This window comes from Micromonospora sp. ZG13, from assembly GCF_059359355.1.
Genome location: NZ_JCADBQ010000007.1, coordinates 266,899 through 290,583 on the forward strand (window position 1 = coordinate 266,899; position 23,685 = coordinate 290,583).

Genomic DNA, 23,685 nt, shown 5'->3' on the forward strand with positions numbered 1-23,685 from the left:
GGGGGAGCGGGGTGGATCTTTGCACGATGGAAGCGCGTCCGGCAGGGTGCTGGCCGCGCCTCCGTCTGATGTGCAGTTCAGCGCGCAAACTTCGTTGACCGGACGAAGTCGGTCCAAGCGTTAACGGTGAAGGTTAGGGCGGGCCCAGCCGGGTCCTTGCTGTCGCGTATGGCGACTAGGCCGGGCAGGTTGTCGGCGACCTCCACGCAGTTGCCGCCGTTGTCGCCGCTGCGGGTGCTCTTGCGCCACTGGGCGCCGGTCAGCTCAGCCATGGTGGACCTCTCCGACGATCTTGGTAATCAGATGCCTCGATTGTTGCTCATCAAGGGCCAGTGACGTGAGGCTCGTCCAGACTTCTTCGTAGATTGCGAGTTCGTCCTTGCGGTCGAGGTAGAGCGCGCCGGTAAGCGACTCGCTGTAGATGACCGGTGGGTCGGGATCGACCCGGTTGCGGAGCGGGAAGTCCAACATGACGAAGGGGCCAGCGACCGCGCCGAAGTGGAGTCCGGCGCTGAGGGGCAGCACCCGGATCGAGACGTGGGGGAGCCTGCCGACGTCGAGCAGGTGTCGTAGCTGTTCGGCAATCGTGGCGGGACTACCGACGACCCGGAGGAGAACCGCCTCGGAGAGGACGACCTCGAACTGTGGTGCGGGTGGAAGGCGGCGTTCCAGGAGCGCCTGACGTTGCAGTCGAACCTCGACCAGCCGCTCCCGATCGTTCTGAGATATGCGCGAGCGGTGCTGGTACACGCCATGGGCGTAACCTCTGGTCTGGAGCAGCCCGGGTATCAGGGTGTCGTCGTACTCGCGAAGGCGGGAGGCGGCTGATTCCAGGCCGACGTAGAGTTCGAACCACTCCGGGATGGCGTCGCCGTACGAGTGCCACCAGCCCTTGGCCTTGGTCTCGTTGGCCAGGGCGGTGAGCGCGCCGGTCAGCTCGGCGGTCGCCCCGTACAGCTCGCACATGGCCTTGGCGTCGACGGCGCGGACCGCGCCGAGGCCGGTCTCGATGCGCCACATCTTCTGCCGGCTGCACTGCAACGCCTCCGCCGCGCCGTCGAGGGTCATCCGGGCCTCGGTGCGCAGCTCGCGCAGCGCCCGCCCGAGTTGCCGTCGCGGCACTGTCGATCCCATGTCGTCGGCCATCCGCCACCCCTCTCCGTGTTGCACGGTGTTACATCTCGACGCCATCGTTGAAACGTGGGACCGTTGCCGTTCGGCGATTCTCCGGCGGCTCCACTACATCAATAGCGATACGCGTCTGACCATACAAGACGGTCCCGACAACAGTCATATACGCGCAATTCCCATGCGACGATTGTCGGCGTACCAATGGGGGTCCTGCATGTTTCTTGGGGTGGTCGGAATTCGTCGCCGGCTCCGGCGGGTCGGCCGGAGCCGGCGGTCGGGGCGGGCAGTTGGGGTCAGCCGGCCAGTGGGCTGAAGCTGCGGCCGTCGAGCACGTTGATCAGCTCGTCGTCGCGGTGCACCTCGTAGCCGCGCCGCCGCAGCTCGGCCACCAGTTCCGCCTCATCGCTCAGCGGGATCTCCAGCAGGTCGCCGTTGAGCACGGTGGCCTGCTGCTTACCGAAGCGTGTGCGCAGATCCTTCGGCAGCAGCGTGAAGGCCCGTTCCGCCACCAACGGTGGCCAGTCTCCCTCCAGGACCGAACCCACCTCGTTGATGTTGAACGGTTCGTCGTCCGCGGGGTCCTCGTCGGGGTCGTAGTACTCCGGGTCGGCGGGGTTCGACACGTGGGTGGTCCGGATCCTCCGGGCCTCACCCCAGGTGCGGGCGGCGGCGATCGCCTTGATCTCGGCGGCCTCCTCGGCGGCGGTGTCCGCGTCGGCGAAGGCGAGGCAGTCGTGCATCTGCGCGTGGCCGTAGACCAGGCGCCGGGTGGTCGGGTGGTGCGTCGTCATGATCCAGATCCTGCCCGAGGCGGACGAAGGCATGATCAGGTGTTGGTGTGGGTCCCACCGACGGGACCGGGTCGTGTCATCGGCTGGACGGTCAGAGATGATCGCGAAGGGACGGGCCCGACCTACGGTCCGCGCCGACGATCGTGCCCGGTCGGGCCAGTCACCTCCGACTCCTCCGCCCCTAATGTGGTCCGGACAACACTCGCCGGCACCTGCATATCTCAGGCGCGGGACAGCGGCGCTGCCACGGCGCGGAGCCGTCGCCGAAACCGCGGGTGACGGGGGTCGACATGGGTGCCGGCGCGGAGCGGAAGCTCGTCACGGCCGTACGACAGGCACTGTCGCAGGGACCGATGCCGCAGGAGGATCTGCTCGTCGCGCTGCGGCAGGCCGGCGTACGCACCGACAGCAGCGGCCTCTACATCGCGTGCACGACGCACGGCCTCGCCGATCTGCGGGGCCACATCTGGGAACCACGCGGCTGGGCCGCCCCGGCGGTCGAGACCGGGACGGCCGCTCCGCAACCGAGCCCGCCCGCCCCGGCCGGCAACCGGCGCGCAGCCGCCGAGATCCGCCGGCTCGCCTCCTCCATCGGCGTCCCCATGGACGAGCCGACCCCGCCGGTCGGTCCCGTACCCGCCGCCTGGCCACGGATCGCCGAGCAAGCGACCCGGGCGCTGCACGAGGAACTCCGGGCCGTCACCGACCGGCGTACCCTCCAGGACGTACCCGTCAGCGGCGGTGTCGTGGTCGCGGAGACCACCTCCCGGAAGCTCATGCGGTTCGAGGCCGAGGGTGACCTCGGGGTGTCCGAAGGCGCCCAGGCGACGCTCGTCGTCGACGGCACGCCGATCGACGTCGAGGTGGTGTCGGTCTTCGGCAACGTGGTGACCCTGTCGGTGCCGCCCGGGGCGACCGTGCCGGAGGAGGCCGTACTGCGCTGCGACCTCTCCTGGTTGCTCTCCTCCCAGAGCAAGCGGCTCCGCGAGCTGACCAACGGTGGGCCGGGCTTCAACGCCGAGGCCGCCGCCGCCCTGCTGACCGCCAGCCGGGCCGCCGTGCCGGACGACCTGCCGACCGTCACGGCCGAGCACCTCAACCACGGCCAGCGGTACGCCGTCCAGCTCGCCCTCACCCCCGGTGTCACCTGGCTCTGGGGCCCGCCGGGGACGGGGAAGACCACCACCATCGGCACCCTCGTGGCGGAACTGTGCGTACGCGGGCTACGCGTTCTGCTCACCGCCCCGACCAACGCCGCCGTCGACATCGCGGTCAAGTCCGTCCTGAAGGAGATCCCCGAACTCGCCGGCGGCGGGCTGGTGCGGCTCGGCCAGCCCTCCGACACCGACCTCGTCGGGCGGTCCGACGGGCACGTCCTGATCGACGAGATCGCCGCCAAGCGTGGCGAGGTTCTGGCTCGGAGGCGGGTCCGTGAGGGGCAGGAGATTCGCGATCTGCGGCTGCGGCTCAAGGCTCTGCAACGGCGGCACGCGAACCTCACCGACGCCGATCAGGAGGAGCGGCTGACCCTGGAGCGTGGTCTGGCCGAGGCGACCGCCACGATTCGGGAACTCGATGAGGCACTGCACCAGGTCCGCCGGCAGGTGTGCCGCGAGGCCGAGGTTGTGGCGGCCACCTCGCACCAGGTGGTGCTGCGGACGCTCCGCGAACTCACCTTCGACGTGGTGATCCTCGACGAGGCGAGTATGACCACGACGGCGCTGGCGATGCTCGTGGCGGGCGCAGGCAGCGGACACACCATCGTCGCGGGCGACTTCCGGCAGTTGCCGCCGGTCGTCGTCGCCGACACGCCGGCCGCCCAGGAGTGGCTGCTGAAGAGCCCGTTCGAGAAGGCCGCGGTGGACCTCGCGGTCGGCGGGAGGACGACGCCGGGTCGACTCGCGGCGCTCACCGAGCAGTACCGCATGCGCAGCGACATCAACCACGTGGTGAGCGAGGCGTTCTATCCGGAGAGTCCACTGATCACCGGACCGAAGGTGTCCACCAGACCACGACCCAGCTGCGCGGACTGGGCCGACGGGGAACTTGTCCTGCTCGACACCTCGCAGCTGGGCGCACGGACCGCCCGTAAGCAGGGCATGTCCTCCCGGTACAACCTGATGCACGCGCAGCTCATCGCCGGGCTCGTCGCTGGCTCGGGCGGCGACGTGGCCAGCCTCGGTGTCATCTCACCCTTCGCCGCGCAGGCCGGTCTGCTGGAGTCACTGCTCCCGGAGGCAGAGCAGGTGGGCTGGGCCGCCTCGACGGTGCACCGGTTCCAGGGCGGGGAGCGGGACATCGTCGTCTACGACACGGTGGACACCGGCCGCGGCGTACGCCCGCTGCACCGCTGGTTCACCGAGGGCGAGGCCGGCGGCACGGGCGCCCGGCTGCTCAACGTGGCGGCCAGCCGCGCCCGCGACCACCTCGTGGTCGTCGCCGCCTTGGACCAACTGCACCGGCAGCGGACCGCCAGGGACGCGGTGCGGCGGTTCTTCGCGCGGCTGGTCGAGCGGGGGCGGATCCTCACGGCGGACGAGGCGCTCCACAACGCGTCGGTGACCCGCCGGGTGACCCACGACATCATCGAACTGCTGGTCGCCGACCTGGCGGACGCCAGATCGGTGGACATGTGGCTGCCCCGCGCACCACTGCTCGGCCTGAAACCGCTGATCCCCTCACTGAAGCTGATCGCCGAGCAGGACGTCGACACGGAGCCGGTGACGGTCTGGGTCGAACCGGACCCCGACGGATACCTCTCGGCGGAGGCGATGGAGGCCAGACGTGGGGGCGTGAACATCCGCCCGTGCACGCCGATCCTGGAATCCAGTGCCGTCATCGACGACGTGGTCTGGACCTCGACCGGTTCGCTGCTCGGCCCGGACCCCGGTGTCGTCCTCCGCACCCGGCACGCGGGGTTCGCCGACGCGGTGCGGCGGGCACAGCGGCGACGGCCCGGCATCGCACCGGGCAGCGGGCAGCTCGGCGACGACTGCGGACGCTGCGCCCGCATGCTTGTCCGCTTCGAGGTGGGCCGGCGTGGTCTGCCGACAGTCGGGTACGGCTGCATGCACTGCGACAGCTCGTCCGGTCGACGCTCTCGCCCTGTGACTCGTGACGGGGTCGACCTGGCCGGGCTCAGGAGTTTCTGAGGTCGAGACGGACAGCGCCGATTCGGGGCGTCGCGGCGTCGGCCGTCCGCGCGGTCCTCGCCGGGAGCATGGCGCTCCGGGCCGACCAGATCAATGGTCGCCCGAAACCGCTGCCCGTAGAGGTGACGGCCAATGTTCAGCTGGCGGCGCCTCGGCGGGCCGCCGCGATGCGCTGGCGTAGCCGTACCGCCCGAGCGTCAGGGAACGCGGACAGCAGGTCGACCGCCTCCTGCCGATGGCGCTCCGCCTCCTCGGTGTGCCCGGTCTCGGCCAGTGCAGTCGCCAGGTGGTCCAGGGCCAGCGCGAGCTGCCAGCCGTCACCGAGCTGCCGGTGGACCGCGGCGGCCCGCCGGTGGAAGGCAACCGACTCCTCCGGCCGCCCCAACCCCCGGTACGCCTCGCCGGTCTCGTCCAGCGCCATCGCCTCCCGGCTGCGGTCACCCAGCCGGCGTTGGACCGTGGCCGCCCGGTGCGCCGCCTCCAGCGCTGCGTCCGGCCGGCCCAGGACGCGCTGCACGCGGGCGTACTCGACCAGCCAGTGCGCCAACCACACCGGGCTACCATCCTCGGCGATGGCGAGCGCCGCCTCGATCGCGGCCAGCGCCTCGTCGGTACGGCCGAGCTCGCGCAGTGTCATGCTGAGGAAGAACAGCGAGTTGCCCTCCTGCCCCCGGTCGTCGATGGCCCGTTGCACCGCCAACGCCTGCTTCAGCAGCGGCACCGCCTCGGCCAGGTCACCCAACTCGTACCGGGTCTCCGCGAGATTGCTCAACAGCAGCGCCCGCCACCGCCGGTCATCGCGACGGGTGAAGATCGCCAGGCTCTCGCCGAAGTACCCGAGCGCATCGGCGAGCCGCCGATGCCGCAGGGCCAGCAGCCCCAGTGCGTTGATCGACACCCCCGTGCCATGCTCGTCGCCGATCTCCCGTCGGATCGCCAGGGCAGCCTGGTGGTGCTCCGCTGCCTTCACCAATTGGCGAGCCTGGAAGTGCGCCTTCCCGAGACTCTCCAGCGCCTCGGCTTCCGCCCGCCGATCGCCGAGCGACCGCGCCGCTGCCAGACCGATCCGGCCGGTGGCGAACCATGCGTCGAAGACGTTGCGGTGCATGAAGACGCTGCGCAGCAGGACCGCCAGGTGCCAGGCCACCCGGGGCGAGCCGGTCTCGGCGGCGGCGCGGGTGGCGGCGACGAGATTGTCCTGCTCGACCGTGAACCAGGCGTCGGCCTCGCCGGCGGTGACGAAAGTCAGCGGTGTGAGGTCGGGTGGTGGGTCCAGCGGGACCGTCCGGTAGAACGGCAGGGTACGGCCCAGCGCGGCGTCTGCCGTGTGCAGGTAGAAGCGGACGACCCGGCTCAGCGCCGCCCGGCGGCTCTCCTCACCTTCCAGATGCCTCGCCTGATCCACCGCGTACGCGCGCAACAGGTCGTGCAGTTGGTAGCGGCCTGGCGCACTCTCCTCCAGCAGGTGGGCGCGCACCAACGCGTCGAGTGGCTGCCGGACCTGCCCGACCGGCACGCCGGCGAGCGCGGCGGCGGCCGGCACGCCGACATCCGGGCCGGGATGCAGGCCGAGCAGCCGGAACAGCCGGGCCGCCGAGGCGTCCAGCGCCCGATAGGACCAGGCGAAGACCGTGCGTACGGCGTCGGCCTCCTCGCCCTCCTCTGCGGTGAGGGCGTCCCAGAGCGCCGACTCGTCCCGCAGGTCCTGGATCAGCTCGCTCAGCGGCATGAACGGTCGGCTTGCCGCCCGTTCGGCCGCGATGCGCAGCGCCAGCGGCAGCCGCGCGCACAGCCGGGCCAGTTCGGCCAACTCCTGCGGATCGTCGCCGGTGCGGTAGTCCGCGGTCACGTCCCGCAGCAGCGTCACCGCATCGTCCTCGGACAACATTCGCAGCGTCAGGCGGCGGCCACCGTCGCGGCTGACGAGACCGGACAGCATGCTCCGGCTGGTGACGATTACCAGGCAACTGCTTGTGCCCGGCAGCAGCGGACGTACCTGCCGGACGGTGGCGGCGTTGTCCAGCAGCACCAGGACCCGCCGGTCGGCCAGCCGGGAGCGGTACAGCGCAGCGCGATCCTCCAGATCGGCGGGGACTGCGGACGGCGGCACGCCGAGCGACCGCAGGAACCGGTCGAGCACCTGCTCCGGCCGGCTGGGCTGCCCCGGGTCGTAGCCTCGGAGGTTCGCGTGCAGCTGCCCGTCGGGAAACCGCTCGCGTACGGCGTGCGCCCACCGCAGAGCCAGCGCGGTCTTGCCCACGCCGGCCGTGCCGCAGATGACGATGAGGGTGGCGCGGACGGCCTCGTCGACGAGAAGGCGGTTCAGCGAGCCCAGCTCCTCGACCCGGTTGACGAAGCCGTGTACGTCACCGGGCAGCTGGCGGGGCGGCGGATGGGCGCGGGAGGGGCCTCCGGAGTGGAAGTGGACCCCGCCGTACACGTCGCGGGCCTGCACGAGGTCGGCGGATCCGGACACCGTGGACCGGTTGACCTGCTCCGGTTGGCGGTCGTCGTCGCTGCCGGCCATCGGTCAGTCCAGCTGCGGAGGCTCCAGTGGTGCCACCGCGCGCGCGAAGTACTCGTCCAGGGGTTCGCCATCGTGGTAGAGCGACTCGATGAACTCCTGACACCCGGCCACCACCGCCGGGTCGCGCCAGCGCCGGGCGGCTTCCAGCACGCCGTTGGCGTCGTAGACCGCCTCGTACATCACGTCGGTGCCGAGGGTGTATATCTCCGGCAGCGGCTCGTCCATCTCCGCTCCGGCGATCCGGTCCGGCCCCACGACCCGGGTCAGGCCGCCGTACACGTGCCGCAACCGCAGCACGTGCAGCTCCCACTGCAGGTACGGAGTAAGCGGCTCCTGGACCACGCGTACGCGCCGCGTGGCGAACCCGCTGTCGGCGATGCGGCGGTAGTAGTCCTCGAACTCGGGACGTCGCGCTTCCAGGATCCGCAGCGAGTCCTGCCACCGGCCGCCGGCGAACGCCTGCCAGCCCTCGTCGTTCGGCTCCTGGAACGTCTGCTGCCGTTCCAGCTTCCAGAACCCTGGCGGCCCGGTCTTCCAGAACCGCTGCTCGAAATCGGCCCAGTAGGCGTCGAGGGCCAGCAGTTCACCAGGGTCTCCGCCGAGGAGTTCACGCATCAGGGATGTCCACCTTCGCCGCGATCATGGTCGATCGAGGGATGATGATAAGCCGTTCGCCGGGGTCGACGGAGACTCCGTCGGGAAGCTGATCTCGGTAGCTGTCGGTCAGATCCTGCCCGATCACCGCCACATCGCCGTTGCTGAGCTCCCAGATGTCGGGGCAACTGCCGTCTCCGGAGGTGTTGCCCAGCTCGTGCGACGACTTGCCCCAACGGCGACTGAGCTGGGCGGAGGGGTCCGCTTCCCACCGGCGTGCGCTCACGACGACCTCCCGCGAAGTGGTGGCGTAGATGCGGATAGTAACATCGAGCTAGCTGGATCGATGCGAATCCGGTCGGATGCCGACCGTCGTGGCGAAACTGGAGGTGCGTAGTGGACGACCCGCTCATGCTCACGGCGGCGACGACGCTTGTCGCCTGGGCGACCACCAATCTCGCCGAGGGCGCCCGGTCGGCCGTGACCGACCTGACCGAGTTCCTCCGGCGTCGCTTTCGCGGCGAGGCCGCCGTGCAGGAACTGGTCGAAGTCGGCCGGCACCCACCCGCACCGGACACCGCTCGTCGTCTCGCCACCCTCCTTGAGCAGGAGGCGGAGCGCGACCCCGCCTTCGATGCGGAGTTCCGCGCCCGCTACGCCCAGGTCCGGGCCGTCGTCGCGAACCACGCGGGCGACGTGACGAACACCGTGTCCGGCGATGTCGCCGGACCCGTCGTGCAGGCCCGCGACGTCCACGGAGGCATCTCCTTCGGCAGCAGCCACACCTGACGGCGTGCGGCGCGACACCTGTCCATTACCGCCGAGTCACGCCACCGCCGGGGGTCGACGCCATCACCGCTCGTGGCGAGTCGGACGACGAGGACCGTTCGGTCGCGCCAGCCGACAGCACTCCCTCGTCGCGCCGGTCGATTGGCCAGTATTCGTGCGGTCTCGTTGACACCGTCTGCAATGGACGGTAGCAGTACGGGAGCGGCTTCCGTGCTGGCGCGGCCGAGCTGCATCCTGGGGGAGATCACTTGAAGGCGAACGAGACGACCGTCCGTAACCTACTGCAAGGTGAGAAGCAGTACGTCGTTCCGCTCTATCAGCGCCGCTACAGCTGGAAGCGAAGGGATCTCGCGCAGGTCTGGGCTGACGTCATGCGGGTGACGGAGGTGAATGACAACGTCACGCATTTCCTCGGCTCAGTGGTCCTCGCGCCTAGTCCGGCCAATACGCCGACCGGCGTGCAGAGCTGGCTCGTCGTCGACCGCCAACAGCGGCTGACTACACTCAGTATCCTTCTGTGTGCGATCCGGGATCATGTTCGGGAGTCTGATGCACAGCTGGCAGCCAAGATCGACGATATGTACCTATTCAACAAATATGCGTCGGGAATGGAGCGGTACACGCTCTTACCTACGAAGGCCGACCGAGCCGCGTGGCTGGCCCTCGTGGAAAGAGATCCTGGTGCCGGTGGTGAGGACCGGATCGGAGAGGCATATCGCTTTTTCCGAGCGGCGCTCGTTCAGGCCGATGATTCGGACGATGACCATGATCTGATTCGGATCGAACAGGCGGTAGCGGCGAGGCTAAGCCTCGTGGAAATCGCGGCGCATCCAGACGACAACGTTCACCGCATCTTCGAGTCCCTGAACTACACCGGTCAGCCGCTCACTCAGGCGGACCTGCTGCGCAACTACCTTTTCATGCGTCTACCCGCTCGAGGTGATCACGTATACGAACGGCACTGGCTGCCGCTTCAGGAGTTGCTTACGGATAAGCAGCTTGAGGAGCTGGTCTGGCTGGATCTGGTGCTCCGTGGCGACGATCGTGCCACTCAGGAGGCGATCTACCAATCGCAGCAGCTGCGACTCGGCCAATTGTCCGGTGAGGCTGCGATTGAAGAGTGGATCATCGATCTTCACCACAAGGCTCGCCTGTTCCGCAAGATTCTGGCGCCGGGCGAGGTCGCCGATCCGATCCTGCGGCGTGCCTTGGACCGGCTTGACCGGTGGGGTGCGGCCGTGGTTCACCCCATCGCACTCTACGTCCTGCTCGCGCACGAGGCGGGCCGCCTCAGTTCGGTCGAAGCCGCTGATGCGCTACGGGTCGTCGAGAGCTATCTGGTCCGTCGCATGATCGCGGGTATCGCCAGTGCAAATACCAACCGGATTCTGATGTCGCTCGTCAAGGACTTGGGAGAACAGGTCCCCTCCGCAAAGGCGATCACGCGGGCGCTGTCGGGGGTTCGGAAGAAGTTCCCCACCGACCAGTACATCCGGGACGCCGTGCTCGTGAACAGCTTCTACTGGCTAGGCCGCGGTCCGCAGCGCAGCTACGTGTTGCGCTGCATCGAGGAAGACTTCGAGCACAAGGAGCCTATCAACTTCGATACCGCGAAGGTCACCATCGAACACGTGTTGCCGCAGTCCCTGACGGACGAGTGGCGGGAGATGTTGGCTCCCGACCTGGAGGCCGACGAGACTGCGGAGGAACTACACAGCTCTCTGGTACACACTCTCGGGAATCTCAGCCTGACCGCGTACAACCCCAAGCTGGCCAACGATGGTTTCGAGGCCAAGAAGAAGATCCTTCGTGACAGCGGACTCGCGATGAACCGTGAGATCGCTGACTCGCCCCGGTGGGGGCGAACGGAGATCCTCGCGCGAGGCCGAGCCCTCGCGGACCGTGTCCTGCTCATCTGGCCGGGCCCCGACGAATCGGCCGCGGTGACCCCACCCAGTCCACGGTGGTCCCTCATGAACCAGGCACTCGCCAGCATCCCCGCTGGTCGCTGGACCAGCTACTCGGACATCGCCGAGGTGGTCGGCGTATTCCACCGCGCCGTCGCTGGACGCCTCGCCAGCGTGCAGGTGCCGAACGCCCATCGCGTTCTGAAGATCGACGGTGCGATCTCGGCAGACTTCCGCTGGGTCGACCCCCAACGCCGCGACGACCCACGGACGGTATTGGAGGCCGAGGGTGTGCGCTTCGACCATGCGGGTCGTGCGGCAGCGGACCAACGCATGACTGCCACCGAACTAGCACGTGAGGTCGGTCTCGACACCAGCGAAGACAGGGACGGGGAGGAGCCGGTAGCCGCATGAACAGCCTGCCCGCCAGGATCGGAGGGATCGACGCTTGCGGGCAGGAATGCGGAGACGTCCGCGCCAACTGCTCGCGGTGTCGCGAATCTGACTCATGCGTGCTCCAGGCCCTCGGGCAGCTCAGAGCCGGTCAGGGGGTGCAGTAGCATGCGGCGGTGATCCGCTCATGAGACCGACGATCGCCGCCGACACGCTGCGTCGGACCCTCACCCAGTACCTGACCACCACCTTCGGTCTGACCGAGGACGGCGTACGCCAGGGTCTGGAGGGTTTCCTCTCGCACCCGGAACAGGGCATCTTCCGTGGCCCGTACCTGCGGATCCGCACCCCTTTCCGCCCGGCGGCGGGGAATTGGCGCGCGAGCCTTGACTGGGCGCCGGCGGACTTCACGCCCTACCTGCACCAGGCGAACGCGTTCGCTCGGCTGTCGACCAGGGGCAAGGCGGCCGAGCCGACGCTGATCACCACCGGCACCGGCTCGGGCAAGACGGAGTCGTTCCTGATCCCGGTGCTCGACCACTGCCGGCGGCAGAAGCAGCAGGGGAAGGCCGGGATCAAGGCGATCCTGCTCTACCCGATGAACGCCCTCGCGACCGACCAGACGCAGCGGATCAACGAGCTGCTGTCCGACCCGGCGCTCAGCCAGGTGACCGCCGGTCTCTACATCGGCGACGTCGCGGCCATCGAGTACCCGCACGTCTTCACCAAGCGGTCGGAGATGCGCCGTACCCCTCCGGACATCCTGATCACCAACTACAAGATGCTGGACCTGCTGCTCCAGCGTGCCGACGACCTGCCGCTCTGGGAGGGCGCCGAGCCGGCGTACGTGGTGCTGGACGAGTTCCACACCTACGACGGCGCGCAGGGCACCGACGTGGCGATGCTGCTGCGCCGGCTCGCCGCCGCGCTCGACCTCGACGAGCCGGAACGGCCCCTCGGGCCGATCTGCCCGGTGGCAACCTCCGCCACGCTCGGTGAGGGCGGTGGCCGGGACGGTCGTACCGCGATCCGTGAGGTCGCCGAGCAGGTCTTCGGCATCCCCTTCGACCCGGGATCGCTGGTGGGGGAGGACCGGTACGAGGCCGGGGAGTTCATCGCCCGCCAGGACTTCAGCCTGCCGCTGCCTACCCCGGAGCAGCTCGCGGCCGTCGACGACCGCGACCCCGAGGCGATGATGGCCGAGGTCGCCGAGTTGGTCGTCGGCGAGCGCTGTCTCGACGCCCCGACGCGCCTTGGTGATCTGCTGCGTCAACATCCGTTGACGAAGGCGGTGCTCGACTCGCTCCAGGCCAGGCCGTGCACCCTCAACGAGATCATCGACGTGCTGCCCCGCAAGAACGCCACCGGCTGGGGCAGCGTGATGAAGACTCCGCCCGAGATCACGGCGAAGGCTCTCGCCCGGTTCGTCGGCCTGCTCTCCGTCGCGCAGAACCCGGAAGTTCCCGGCCGCCCGCTGCTCAACATCGAAACCCACCTGTGGGTACGCGCGGTCTCCCGCCTGCTGCGCGGCACCTCCCACCAGGCCGCATTCGGCTGGTACGGCGAAGCGCCGCGTGAACTGGACCCGTACGCCACCGACGCCGATGTGGTCGTGGCCGACAACCGCTACCCACGGTTGCCGGCCATCTACTGTCGGCACTGCGGCCGCTCCGGCTGGATGGCGTTGTCGCCGGAGAAGGACCCGCAGGAGCTGGAGACCGACCCCGACAAGATCTACCGAGCCAGCGTCGGTCGAGACAAGCGCCGGGTCCGCGCGTTGATCGCCGCGACCGGGGACGAGGTACGCCAGCGCTCCCGTGGCCTGCTGGTTCTGGAGTACGGCCGTCGGGTGCGCCCCTTCGACGAGCAGCGCGACCGCAAGCCCACCGACGACGCGATCGTCGTGCTCGGCGACGTTCTCGACATCGACGGTGCCGAGAAGGACCGCTGCCCGTCCTGCGAGTTGGACCACGGCATCCGCTTCCTCGGCGCCGGCCTGGCGACCCTCGCCTCGGTGGCGATCACGCAGCTCTTCACCGGTGGGGAGCTCGACGAGGCCGAGAAGAAGACGCTGCTCTTCAACGACTCGGTTCAGGACGCCGCACACCGCGCCGGATTCGTCGCCAACCGGTCCTACTCGTTCTCGCTGCGCTCCCTGCTCGCCAGCCGACTGACGTCGGGGGAGTCGATCGGGCTCGACGATCTTTTCGCCAAGATGATAGAGGCGGCGGCGCAGCCGGAGATCCTCTCCACCGTCGTGCCGCCGGACCTGCACGACCAGCCCGGTGTCGACAGCCTGCTCGCTGGTGAGCACAACGGCAGCCGGGAGACCTGGGAGCTGATCAGCGAGCGGCTCGTCTTCGCCACCGTGATGGAGACGGGGCTGCGTTCCCGCCAGGGCCGCACCCTGGAGTTGACCCGCAGCGTCGCCGTCGAGGTAGCCCTCGACGACCCCGCCGGAGCTGCCGCGATCTGCCGGGACGTCCATCTGACCGGGCCCGGCCACCTCGACGGAGCGCCGCCGGACGACGCCCGCTACCTTGCCTTCCTCCGCGGTTTGCTGGAACGGCTGCGTACCCGCGGTGCCGTTTACCACGAGTGGCTGGTGCCGTACCTGAGGCGCGGTGGCACCCGGTGGCAGGTCTGGGGCGGTCGCCCCGCCGGCATGCCCGCGTTCCCGAAAGGGCTGTCCGCGCCCACGTTCCTGCTCGCGACGCCGAAGTCCCGCTCGGAGTTCGACGTGATCACCGCGCGCGGCAACTGGTACCAGGACTGGACGTCGCGCTGTCTCGGCCTCGACCACGGCGAGGCGGCCGGCTTCCTCACCCGGCTGCTGCCGGCCCTTGCCGCCGCCGACGTGGTCGCCGCCGGTGACACCGAGGACGGCAACACGGTGTACGGGCTGATGCCCGGCCACCTACGGGTGACCCGGCTCGACGACGCGTCCGCTGCGGCGGCCGGAGTCGGCTGCGACACCTGCCACTGGCAGCAGACGGAGCATCCCGACCGAGTTGCCGACTGGATCGGCCAGCCGTGCCGCCAGTACCGCTGCCGAGGCCAACTGCAGGCCGTCCACGACGACACCGCTGCCGACGACTACTACCGGCGGCTCTACCTGGACAGCCCGGTGTTCCGGGTGGTCACCGGCGAACACACCGGCATGCTCACCCGCGCCCAGCGAGAAACGGTGGAGAAGCAGTTCCGCGACGGCGAGCGCTACACCGACCCGAACGTGCTCTCCTGTACGCCCACCCTGGAGATGGGCATCGACATCGGCGCCCTGTCGGCGGTGGTCCTGGCGTCGCTCCCGCATGGCCCGGCCAACTACGTTCAGCGGGCGGGTCGCGCCGGCCGCAAGAGCGGCAACGCGCTGGTGCTGACCCTGGTCGGGCGAACCGAGCGCGACCGCTACTACCTCACCGATCCGCGCGACATGATCGCCGGCCAGATCGTCCCGCCCGGCTGCTTCCTTTCCGCCGTGGAGATCCTGCGCCGCCAGTACCTCGCCCACCTGATTGATCTGGCCGCCCGTGGGCGCCTGGCCGGAGTGTTGCCGATGCCACGGCGGGCGCACGTGCTGTTCGGTCCGACCGGTTGGCTGACTGGCCTCGCCGAGGCTGGTCGTCGCGACGGTAGCCGGCTGGCGGAGGAGTTCCTGACCCTCTTCGGCGACAAGGTCCTGCGGGCCGCCGCCGATCAACTGCGTGAGTTCGCGGTGGACGGCATCGTGCACCGGGTCAAGGAAGCCGACGAGGTCTGGGAGTCTCGGCTGGCCGACCTGCGCCGTCGAATGCAGGAACTCGCCACCGCCCGGGGCACGCTGGTGCCCAGCGACCCGGACCACGCCCGCGAGATCAAGATGCTGAAGGCGGAGGAAGGTGCGGTCCGTCGCCGGCTGCGGGAGGTCAGCGGGGCTGCCGCCCACGGCACCCTGGTCGAGTTCGGTCTGCTGCCGAACTACGCGCTCATCGACAACCGGACCGACCTGGAAGCCACCCTGACCTGGGAGGACAAGGCCGACGGTGACCGGCGGTTCCACAGCGAACTCCGCGAGTACGCGCGCCCTGCCCGCCAGGCGCTCGTCGAGATCGCCCCCGGCAACAGCTACTACGTGCGCGGCTACAAACACGAGATCTCAGGGCTCGACGTCGGTCCGGCGGACCGTCCGGCGTACGAGCAGTGGCGGATCTGCGCCCAGTGCGGCTACGTCCGTACCCACCTGGCGAAGGAGGACACCAGCGCCTGCCCACGTTGTCTGGACCAGGGCATCGCCGATCACGGACGACTGTTCCAGGTCCTCCAGCCGACCCGGGTGCTCAGCCGTGACAAGCGCGACGACGCCCGCATCCGCGACGACAGCGACGATCGGGACCGGCGTTTCTACGCCACCACCGTCGCCGTGGACGTCGACCCGGCCAGGGTCGATTCGTCCTGGCGGCACGCCCATGACACCTTCGGTGTCGACTACAGCCGGCACGCGATGATCCGTCATTTCAACCTGGGTGCCCAACGCTACGACCGGGCGGCTGAACTCTTCGCCGGCGAGGAGGTGCGGATCAACCGGTTCCACACCTGCACCTCCTGCGGGGGCACCACCGTCGATGGCGTTCCCGCCGTGAGCCAACAACTCGCCGCGGAGACCTCCGGGTCGACCGTCGTCAAGGGCGCCGAGCACCACCGGCCGTGGTGTCCCTACCGGCGCTCGCCGGCCGCCCCGGACGCCCACGTCGACCTGATCCTGGCTCACGAACTGGAAACCGAGGCGCTGCGTATCCTGATCCCCGCCGCGACCGCCGTGGTGCAGGAGCGCGTCGCGTCGTTCGCCGCCGCCATCCGCCTCGGTATCGCCGCGCAGTACGGCGGCGACCCCGCGCACCTCCAGGCCGTGTCGGCCACCATGCCGGACGGGCAGAGCGACGGGACGCGCAACTTCGTAGTCGTCTTCGACACTCAGCCGCAGGGCACCGGCTATCTGCACCGCCTCGCCAAGCCGGAGGAGTTCCGCGCGATCCTGGAACTGGCACGGCAGCGGATCGCCGACTGCGTCTGCCGGCACGAAGGTAGGGCGGTGTGTCACCGCTGCCTCCTGCGGCATGCGCGTAACGAGCACTTCGCCCTGATGAGCCGCGACGAGGCGTTGGGCATGCTGGACAAGCTCCTCGACAACTGGGACGTCGAGGAGGGCACCCGTACGGACGAGATCTCGCTGATCCACCAGGTGGAGAGCGAGTTGGAGATGCGTTTCCTCACCAAGCTGCTGGCGCTTGGGGAGACACCCGGCTCGGGCCTGAGAATCGACCGGCGGACCGACCACGACGGTGCCCGCCTCGCCGACCTGCGGTTCGTCCGGGACAACGGTCAGGGCGTCACCCACTGGCAGATGAAGCTGCAGAACACCGTCAGAGGCACTCGTCCCGACGTCCACTTCAAGCGCCTCGACGCCCCGTCGCCCGAGGTGGCTGTATACCTCGACGGATTCAAGTACCACGCCTCGTCCCAGCACAACCGGCTCGCGGACGACGCGGAGAAGCGGGCCCGGCTGCGGGCGCACGGTTATCTGGTCTTCGCCGCCACCTGGGACGACGTCAAGACCTGGGGTAGCGCGGACGGCCTGGGGCAGTGGACCCCGTACGGCGGGGTCAGTAAGCAGGCTGCCCGGGAGAGATATCGGCAGTTCCTCCCCGGCGCCGACCCGGACGAGCTCGAGGAGACCATCTGGGTCAACCCGATCGAGCAGCTGATGCGATTCCTCGCGGATCCCGACCTCACCCGTTGGCAGCGTCGTGCGGAAGCAACCTTGGCAGGCATGCTCAGGCAGGCTCGGGACAATACCGCCACCGACTCCAGCGGGGTGGCAGAGCGGCTGTTGGCTGCACTGCGCGGAGAGCCCTTGCCCAGGCCGACTGCAGGAAAAATCATGATCGCCCGCGCTCGGGACCACGCCGACTGTCCGGTGGCTATGGTCGTCGACGGGCGAAGCAAGCCACTGCCGACGTGGTCGGCGCTGACCGTCCTGGACGACCTGCCGGCTGCCGTGGCCGATGCGGGCCACAAGGAACGCTGGGCCGCGTGGTTGGCCTGGGGCAACGTCATCCAGTTCCTCGGCAATGGTGGCGGTGACGCAGGTCAGCTCGCCGTGTCTACTCTCGACGCCTTCGAGCCGGCCTCGATGGCGGTCACCGAGGGCACCGGTCTTGTGCTGACTCAACGCGCACTGCCGCTCGACGAGGAGACGGCGACGTGGCTCGGCGTCGTGGCGCAGCCGGTGGCCGCCGACCCCGAGACGCTCGACAAGGAGTCGCCGTGGCGGGACGTCCTGCGTTACCTGGATCCGGCCGAAGACACTCTGGACCATCTCGTTCAGCAGCTCGCCCGGCAGGATCTGCCCGCACCGGTCGTCGGCTACGAGTTGGGCGACCAGGGCTGGCAGGCCGAGCTGGCCTGGCCCGACCGGCGGATCGCCATCGTGCTCACCGGCCCCTCCGACGATCCGGAGACGGAGGACCGCGACCGGGCGTACGCGGAGGCGGGCTGGCACGCCCGTACCGCTCAGCAATGGTCGGTTGACGAGTTGGCGGCGGAAATCAGGGCGACGAGCGGGGAGGAACGTCGATGAGCACCGGAGCAACCACCCTGCGGATGCTGGACCGCGCCGACAAGGAGGTCATGAAGCTCACCCGCGCCGACATCGGCGCGGTGTACGAGTTCATGCACAAGTTCCGGCACAACCCGGACAACCCGGGGCTCAACCTCAAGTCGCTCAACGGCGACTCCCGGCTGATGTCCGCGCGGGTGAACAAGGACTACCGTGCGCTGCTGCTGCACATCGCCGAACGCGACTACCTGCTCGTCGCGGTCAAGCACCGCGGCGAGGTGTACGACGACCTCACCCGCTACGCCTACCGGATCAACCGGATCACCGGTGGCATCGAGGTCGTCGACCTGGCGCCAGTCGGCGACAGCATCATCGGCCGGGTGGTCCCGCCCGAAGCCGAGCCGGAGCCCACGCAGAAGCCGCTCTTCGACACGTACACCGACGCGCAGCTCCTGGAGCTCGGCGTGTCCGAGCCGCTGTTGCCCCAGATCCGGAACCTCACCACCGAAGCCGAGCTGCTGGAACTGCTTGACCGGGCGCCGCAGCTCACCACCGACGTGCTCTTCGCGCTCTTCGACGGCACCCCGTACGACGAGGTGCTCCAGCAGGTCACCGACCCGGTCCGCGCCGACGAGCCGGTCGACCCGGAGGACTTCGAAGCCGCCGTGGAGCGGCCCGCCACCCAGGTGACCTCCGACGACGAGGCGCTGCAGGCGATGCTTGGCGAGGCATTCGAGCGGTGGCAGATCTTCCTCCACCCGACGCAGCGGAAGTTGGTGGAGAAGAAGTACAACGGCCCTGCTCGTGTCGGCGGAGGGCCCGGCACCGGAAAGACCATCGTTGCCCTGCACCGGGTGGCGCACCTCGCCCGGCAGCTACCCCCCGGGGCCGACAAGCCCATCCTGCTCACCACCTTCAATCGCAACCTCGCCGCCGATTTGCGGACCCGCCTGATGGCCCTCGGCGGCCAGGAGCTCGTGTCGCGGGTCGACATCGTCAACATCGACCGGCTCGCCAGCCGGGTTGTGGCCGAGGCGAAGGCAGGTGGCAGCCGGCGGGTCGTCGACGACAACAAGGTCCCCGAGCTGTGGGCCGAGTTCCTCGTCGAGACGGGCGAATCCGGCTGGGATGCGGAGTTCCTGTCCGCGGAGTGGACCCAGGTGATTCTCGGCCAGGTGCTCAACTCCCGCACCGACTACTTCAAGGCCCGCCGCCCCAACCGCGGTCGCAGCCTCAACCGAGTCGAACGGGACCAGATCTGGCAGCTGACCGAGCGGTTCACCACCTGGCTCGAGGGCCGTGGTCTCTGGACCTGGCGTCAGGTGGCCCAGCGGGCAGCACGCCTGGAGATGGACCGTGCGGCCGCCGCCGGCGCCACCGGAGAAACATCCGGCGGCTTCCACCGCCCGCGTTACCGCCACGTCGTCGTCGACGAGGCGCAGGATCTCAGCGCCGCCCACTGGAAGATGCTTCGTGCCATGGTCGCTCATGGCCCCGACGACATGTTCCTCACCGGGGACACCCACCAACGCATCTACGACAACCACGTCACGCTGAGCAGCCTCGGCGTCAACATCCGCGGTCGGTCCTCGCGTCTGACCTTGAGCTACCGCACCACCCGGCAGATCCTTGCCGACGCGTTGCAGATCATGACCGGTGAGGTCTACGACGACCTCGACGGTGGCGAGGAGGACCTGGCCGGCTACCGCTCGCTGCTGCGGGGCGGCCGGCCGACCTTTCGTGGGACGGCGACCTGGGCGCAGGAGCGGGACATGATCGTCGACCAGCTGGCGACATGGGGAAACCCGACGAACGGCTCGGTCGCGATCTGTGTGCCCACCAAGGAGTTGGCCGGCGACGTGATCGCGCGTCTGCAGGCGGAGGGCCTGCCGGCCGTGGAGATCGGACCGGACGGGCCGAGGCAGCCGGATGGCATCCACGTCGGGACGATGCACCGGTTCAAGGGGCTGGAGTACCAGCGCATGATCATCGCTGGTGTGTCGGATGGGCTTGTGCCGCGTCAGATGATCAGCCGTTACCGGGACAGCGACCCCAAGCGTTACCAGCGCGAGCGCCAACGGGACCGGTCGCTGCTCTTCGTCGCCGCGACCCGCCCCCGGGACGAGCTGGTCGTGTTCTGGCACGGGACGCCAAGCCCGTTCCTCACCAGCCGGCTGGTTCAGCGACAGCTGACGTGACTGCCCGGCCTCCGCTGTAGCGGGGGTCGGTATGACGTATTGGGGGCGACGTGCAGGCGCGGGACCGTATCGGTGACCGGTACGAGCTGACATACCCGATCGGACGCGGCGGAATGGGCCAGGTCTGGGCGGGCTACGACGAGCGGCTCGACCGGCCGGTGGCGGTCAAGTTCCTGCGTCAGATGGAGGTACCGGAGGGTGAACGCGTTACTGCCGTGAAGCGGTTCCGACGAGAGGCACGTGTCACGGCGCGGCTCGACCATCCCGGCGTACCCGTCATCCACGATCTGGGCGAGCACGGCGAAGACCTGTACATCGTCATGCAGCTCATCCGGGGCTGTGTGCTGGCCGACCACATCGCCGAGCAGGAGCAGCTCGCCGTGGGCGAGGCGGCTTCAATCGCCGCCCAGATCAGTTCCGTGCTCGCCACCGCTCACGCTGCCTCCTTGGTGCACCGCGACCTCAAACCGCAGAACCTGATGATCACGCCCTCGGGGGCGGTCAAGGTCTTGGACTTTGGTGTCGCCGCCCTACTCGGTCCTGCGGAGGCGTCCCGCTTGACCGCCACCGGTCACACGCTGGGGACGCCGGCCTACATCGCGCCGGAGCAAGCCGCAGGTGATGCCGTCGGTCCTGGTGCGGACCTGTACGCGCTCGGATGCATCCTCTTCGAGATGCTTGCCGGAAGCCCACCGTACGAAGCCACGAATGCGCCGGACCTGCTGCGCCGGCACCTCCGGTCCCCGATTCCCATCGTCAGCGAGTACCGGCCCGATGTGCCAGATGATCTGGCGCACCTGATCTACTGTCTGCTCGGCAAGAAGCCGACCGACCGCCCCACAACAGCAGTCGAGGTGGGACGGCTCCTCGCGCCGTTCCTCGACGACAGGCCAGCCGCTGTCGGTAGGGCGGGTCGAACGGATACTCCGGTTTCCATGTGGCCAGGCCCGATGCTGACGCCGAGCAGCCACCACGATTTGACGGCGTCGCACGACCGGGCACGGGAGTTGGCCGAAGAGGAACGCTTCATGCAGGCCGTCGAGGTCCTGGAGCGCATACTCATGTCGGCACGCGACACTCGCGGAGCGGACGACCCACAGGTTCTGGCGGTCCGGATCGACCTCGCCGATCTCCGTTTCCTCGCCGGGGACTATCGGATGGCTCGGGACGATTTCGAGGCACTGGCAAGCCATCTGGAGAAGTCAGGCGGCGATCAGAGTCTCGCTCAGCAGTGCCGCGAGCAGGCGCAGGCATGTCAGAGGGAGCTCGCCGAATAGCGATTTGCGCGCGACGCCGTACTTCAGCCGCAGTCCACGGGTGCGGCAGGTCCGCCCACCACTGCTGAAATGAAGGCCGACCACACGGCGGGCTGGTAGATGAGGACGGGACCGGCCTGGTCCTTCGAGTCGCGAACGGCGACGACGCCCGGCAGGTTGGTGGCGACCTCGACGCAGTTGCCACCGTTGCCGCCGCTGCGAGTGCTCTTGCGCCAGACGGCGCCGGTCAGGTCAGTCATGCCGCAACTCCCCGATGATCGTTTTGATCATGTCGGTCGATTGTGCCTCATCGAGGGCGAGCGAATCGAGGCTCTTCCAGACGGCCCGGTAGGCGGCCAACTCGTCGGGCTTGTCGAGGTAGAGCGCTCCGGTCAGGGACTCGCTGTAGGCGACTGACGGCTCCGGTGCAGCCCGACCACCTCTTGCGGCGGGGAAATCGAGGATGACAAAGGAGCCGGCGACCGCGCCGGAGTGCGGTCCGGCGGCGAAGGGCAGCACACGCACGCTGACGTTGGGCATGTTCGCGACTTCCAGGAGCTGACCGAGCTGCTCGATCATCACCTCGCGACCACCGACGGTGCGGCGGAGTACCGCCTCCGACAGGATCGCACCGAGCTGCGGTGGCTGGGGGAGCCGTCGAGTGAGCAGCCCTTGACGTTGCCGCCGCACCTCGACGGCCCGTTCGCGCTCCTCCTCGGTGAGCGAAGGGCGGTCGAGTCGGGCGAGTCCGAGGGCGTACTGGCGAGTCTGGAGCAGCCCGGGGATCAGCGTCTCCTCGTACTGCCTGAGATGGGCGGCGGCGGATTCCAGGCCGACGTACAGCTCGAACCAGCTCGGGACCGCGTCGCCGTACGCGTGCCACCAGCCCTTGGACTTCGTCTCGGTGGCGAGCCCGCGCATCGCCTCGGTCATCTCGGCGGACACCCCGTACAGCTCGCACATCGCCTTGACGTCGAGCACCCGGACCGGGCCCATGCCGCATTCGATCCGCCAGATCTTCTGCCGGCTGTATTCGAGGGCCTCGGCGGCGGCGTCGAGGGTCACGCCCGCCTCGGTGCGGTACTGGCGTAGCAGCCGGCCGAGTTGCCGGCGCGGCACGGTCGATCCGACATCCTCGGTCACCCAACACTCCCTGATTCCATCGCGCAACACTGCGTCACTCGGTCATGTAACAGCTATCGGTGGCAGGAAAGAAAGTCAATACCTCAGGGAAGAATTCTGGTGTGGAACGTTGCCTTGATGCTGCGCATCGTCACAGGATGACCACAGGCCCTGGTGTCATACCGCTGATCGAAGCTGCGGCGGCAGGGCGGGGTGGCCCGTGCGCGCGGGGAGGGCGGACGGGCCACCCCTTCCAGTCCACGAGGGAGAGGCAGGCAGCAGATGAGCGTCCGCAACCAGCGACCGGGAGCGACCTACCGCTCGTCGGCGTACACCAGTCTGCTGCCGTGGCAGGTGCGCGAGCGCCGCTTCAAGTCGGTCGGGCTCGGACGCCGCGGCCTGGAACCGGCCGACGTCTACGACTTCCTCGACCGCGTCGCCGGCGACATGGCCAACGTCTACGCCGCCCTGGCCGCCAGCCGCCGGGAGACCGCCGTCATCAAGGACGCGCTGCGCCGCTGGCAGTCCGAGCAGGCCCGCGCCCGCGCCGACCGGGCAAACCAGGCATGACCCAGCGGTACGTCGTCCACCTGCCCGTCGCCGCCACCGACCTGCCGGCCGCGCAGCGGCTGGCCCGAGTGATCAGTCGTTGGCTGCTGGTGCTGCCGCAGACTGACCCGGGGGAGATCACCGTTTCGGAAGAGGACAACCAGCACGTGCGTCACCGGGTCTTCTGTGATCTGCGGATGCCCGGCGGCCGGCGCTGCCTGCTCCGTGCCGACCACGACGGCGCCTGCTCCCGCCGCCTGCCCCGATGAGGGCGGACGAGCACTGGCTGCGGAGCCGGCGCTGTTGCCCAGTTGTAGCCAAGGATCCGCCGGCTCCGGTCCCTGCCGCGACTGGCTCTGTGAGTCCGCGTTCGTCCTACGAGCCAGCGGTGACCAGGCGTCCGGTCCGCCCGTCGAAGTACTCGACGGGGTGCCTACCTGAGAGTTCGGCGGCGAGACGCCGGGCCAGCTTGTGCCCGGCGGCGTAGAAGTCCGCCTCTTGATCTGCGTCGGGAAACCCGGACGAGACTGGATCATCCCGATCCAACGTAGCGTCGTACTTCTGTGCCCACTGCAATAGAGCCGTCGCCAGTTCACCCGAGATCGGCAGCTCGGCCGGATCGACGTTGTCGACTCCTGCGGATCCAGTCAGCCACGTCGGGTAACACTCGTAATCCGCCAT

17 protein-coding genes are annotated in these 23,685 nt (G+C 69.0%); 8 read left to right on the forward strand and 9 right to left on the reverse strand.

Going from position 1 to position 23,685, the window contains the following annotated elements; all coding sequences use genetic code 11:
• Nucleotides 1–77 precede the first annotated feature (77 nt).
• The 3 genes from AC5L34_RS17635 to AC5L34_RS17645 all read right to left on the reverse strand — a co-directional run bounded on the left by AC5L34_RS17635 (nucleotide 78) and on the right by AC5L34_RS17645 (nucleotide 1,922).
• A complete protein-coding gene (locus tag AC5L34_RS17635; protein WP_441177581.1) occupies nucleotides 78–272 on the reverse strand; it encodes a DUF397 domain-containing protein in 195 nt (64 codons plus the stop codon).
• Nucleotides 265–1,146 (reverse strand): helix-turn-helix domain-containing protein, encoded by an 882-nt coding sequence (locus AC5L34_RS17640; protein WP_494825956.1) that lies wholly within the window; start codon nucleotides 1,144–1,146, stop codon nucleotides 265–267. The genes AC5L34_RS17635 and AC5L34_RS17640 overlap by 8 nt, the downstream gene beginning before the upstream one ends.
• Before the next feature lie 278 nt (nucleotides 1,147–1,424).
• Nucleotides 1,425–1,922, reverse strand: coding sequence for a hypothetical protein (locus AC5L34_RS17645; RefSeq protein ID WP_441177583.1), 498 nt, complete (start codon nucleotides 1,920–1,922; stop codon nucleotides 1,425–1,427).
• Nucleotides 1,923–2,197: 275 nt separating this feature from the next.
• Between AC5L34_RS17645 and AC5L34_RS17650 the strand changes: the two genes are divergently transcribed.
• Complete coding sequence (locus AC5L34_RS17650) at nucleotides 2,198–5,074, forward strand: DEAD/DEAH box helicase (RefSeq protein WP_494825958.1); 2,877 nt, start codon at nucleotides 2,198–2,200, stop codon at nucleotides 5,072–5,074.
• A 136-nt stretch (nucleotides 5,075–5,210) separates the two neighbouring features.
• Here the strand turns inward: AC5L34_RS17650 and AC5L34_RS17655 are convergent, their stop codons facing one another.
• From AC5L34_RS17655 to AC5L34_RS17665, 3 genes are read right to left on the reverse strand one after another with little or no spacing between them, the layout of a single operon-like run.
• Nucleotides 5,211–7,601 carry an ATP-binding protein gene (locus tag AC5L34_RS17655; RefSeq protein WP_494825960.1) on the reverse strand — a complete coding sequence of 797 codons (2,391 nt, stop codon included), beginning with the start codon at nucleotides 7,599–7,601 and terminating at the stop codon, nucleotides 5,211–5,213.
• Nucleotides 7,602–7,604: 3 nt separating this feature from the next.
• A complete protein-coding gene (locus tag AC5L34_RS17660) occupies nucleotides 7,605–8,216 on the reverse strand; it encodes a DUF6879 family protein (protein ID WP_494825962.1) in 612 nt (203 codons plus the stop codon).
• On the reverse strand, nucleotides 8,209–8,481 hold the full coding sequence (locus AC5L34_RS17665) for a hypothetical protein (protein ID WP_250100268.1): 273 nt from the start codon (nucleotides 8,479–8,481) through the stop codon (nucleotides 8,209–8,211). The genes AC5L34_RS17660 and AC5L34_RS17665 overlap by 8 nt, the downstream gene beginning before the upstream one ends.
• A gap of 110 nt (nucleotides 8,482–8,591) precedes the next feature.
• On the opposite strand from AC5L34_RS17665, the gene AC5L34_RS17670 reads away from it, so the two are divergent.
• The 5 genes from AC5L34_RS17670 (at nucleotide 8,592) to AC5L34_RS17690 (ending at nucleotide 21,354) form a co-directional block, all read left to right on the forward strand.
• Complete coding sequence (locus tag AC5L34_RS17670; protein ID WP_494825964.1) at nucleotides 8,592–8,984, forward strand: hypothetical protein; 393 nt, start codon at nucleotides 8,592–8,594, stop codon at nucleotides 8,982–8,984.
• A 248-nt stretch (nucleotides 8,985–9,232) separates the two neighbouring features.
• Nucleotides 9,233–11,305 (forward strand): GmrSD restriction endonuclease domain-containing protein, encoded by a 2,073-nt coding sequence (locus AC5L34_RS17675; protein WP_494825965.1) that lies wholly within the window; start codon nucleotides 9,233–9,235, stop codon nucleotides 11,303–11,305.
• A 166-nt stretch (nucleotides 11,306–11,471) separates the two neighbouring features.
• Nucleotides 11,472–17,900, forward strand: a complete 6,429-nt coding sequence (locus AC5L34_RS17680) for a DEAD/DEAH box helicase (RefSeq protein ID WP_494825967.1) — start codon at nucleotides 11,472–11,474, stop codon at nucleotides 17,898–17,900.
• Entirely contained in the window at nucleotides 17,897–20,077 is a 2,181-nt protein-coding gene (locus AC5L34_RS17685) for a UvrD-helicase domain-containing protein (RefSeq protein ID WP_494825969.1), read from the forward strand. The genes AC5L34_RS17680 and AC5L34_RS17685 overlap by 4 nt, the downstream gene beginning before the upstream one ends.
• Nucleotides 20,078–20,127: 50 nt before the next feature.
• Nucleotides 20,128–21,354 (forward strand): serine/threonine-protein kinase, encoded by a 1,227-nt coding sequence (locus AC5L34_RS17690; protein WP_494825971.1) that lies wholly within the window; start codon nucleotides 20,128–20,130, stop codon nucleotides 21,352–21,354.
• A gap of 23 nt (nucleotides 21,355–21,377) precedes the next feature.
• Here AC5L34_RS17690 and AC5L34_RS17695 read toward each other — a convergent pair whose 3' ends face one another.
• Entirely contained in the window at nucleotides 21,378–21,593 is a 216-nt protein-coding gene (locus AC5L34_RS17695; RefSeq protein WP_441177594.1) for a DUF397 domain-containing protein, read from the reverse strand.
• Nucleotides 21,586–22,476, reverse strand: a complete 891-nt coding sequence (locus AC5L34_RS17700; RefSeq protein ID WP_494825973.1) for a helix-turn-helix domain-containing protein — start codon at nucleotides 22,474–22,476, stop codon at nucleotides 21,586–21,588. Before AC5L34_RS17700 ends, AC5L34_RS17695 begins: the two co-directional genes overlap by 8 nt.
• Nucleotides 22,477–22,737: 261 nt before the next feature.
• Here AC5L34_RS17700 and AC5L34_RS17705 point away from each other — a divergent pair, with 261 nt between their 5' ends.
• Together AC5L34_RS17705 and AC5L34_RS17710 are read left to right on the forward strand one after the other, a co-directional pair.
• On the forward strand, nucleotides 22,738–23,025 hold the full coding sequence (locus tag AC5L34_RS17705; RefSeq protein ID WP_101409734.1) for a DivIVA domain-containing protein: 288 nt from the start codon (nucleotides 22,738–22,740) through the stop codon (nucleotides 23,023–23,025).
• Nucleotides 23,022–23,273: a hypothetical protein gene (locus AC5L34_RS17710; RefSeq protein WP_350822758.1), complete on the forward strand. Its 252-nt coding sequence runs from the start codon at nucleotides 23,022–23,024 to the stop codon at nucleotides 23,271–23,273. The genes AC5L34_RS17705 and AC5L34_RS17710 overlap by 4 nt, the downstream gene beginning before the upstream one ends.
• Nucleotides 23,274–23,379: 106 nt before the next feature.
• Here AC5L34_RS17710 and AC5L34_RS17715 read toward each other — a convergent pair whose 3' ends face one another.
• Nucleotides 23,380–23,685, reverse strand: coding sequence for an immunity protein CdiI family protein (locus tag AC5L34_RS17715; RefSeq protein WP_494825976.1), 306 nt, complete (start codon nucleotides 23,683–23,685; stop codon nucleotides 23,380–23,382).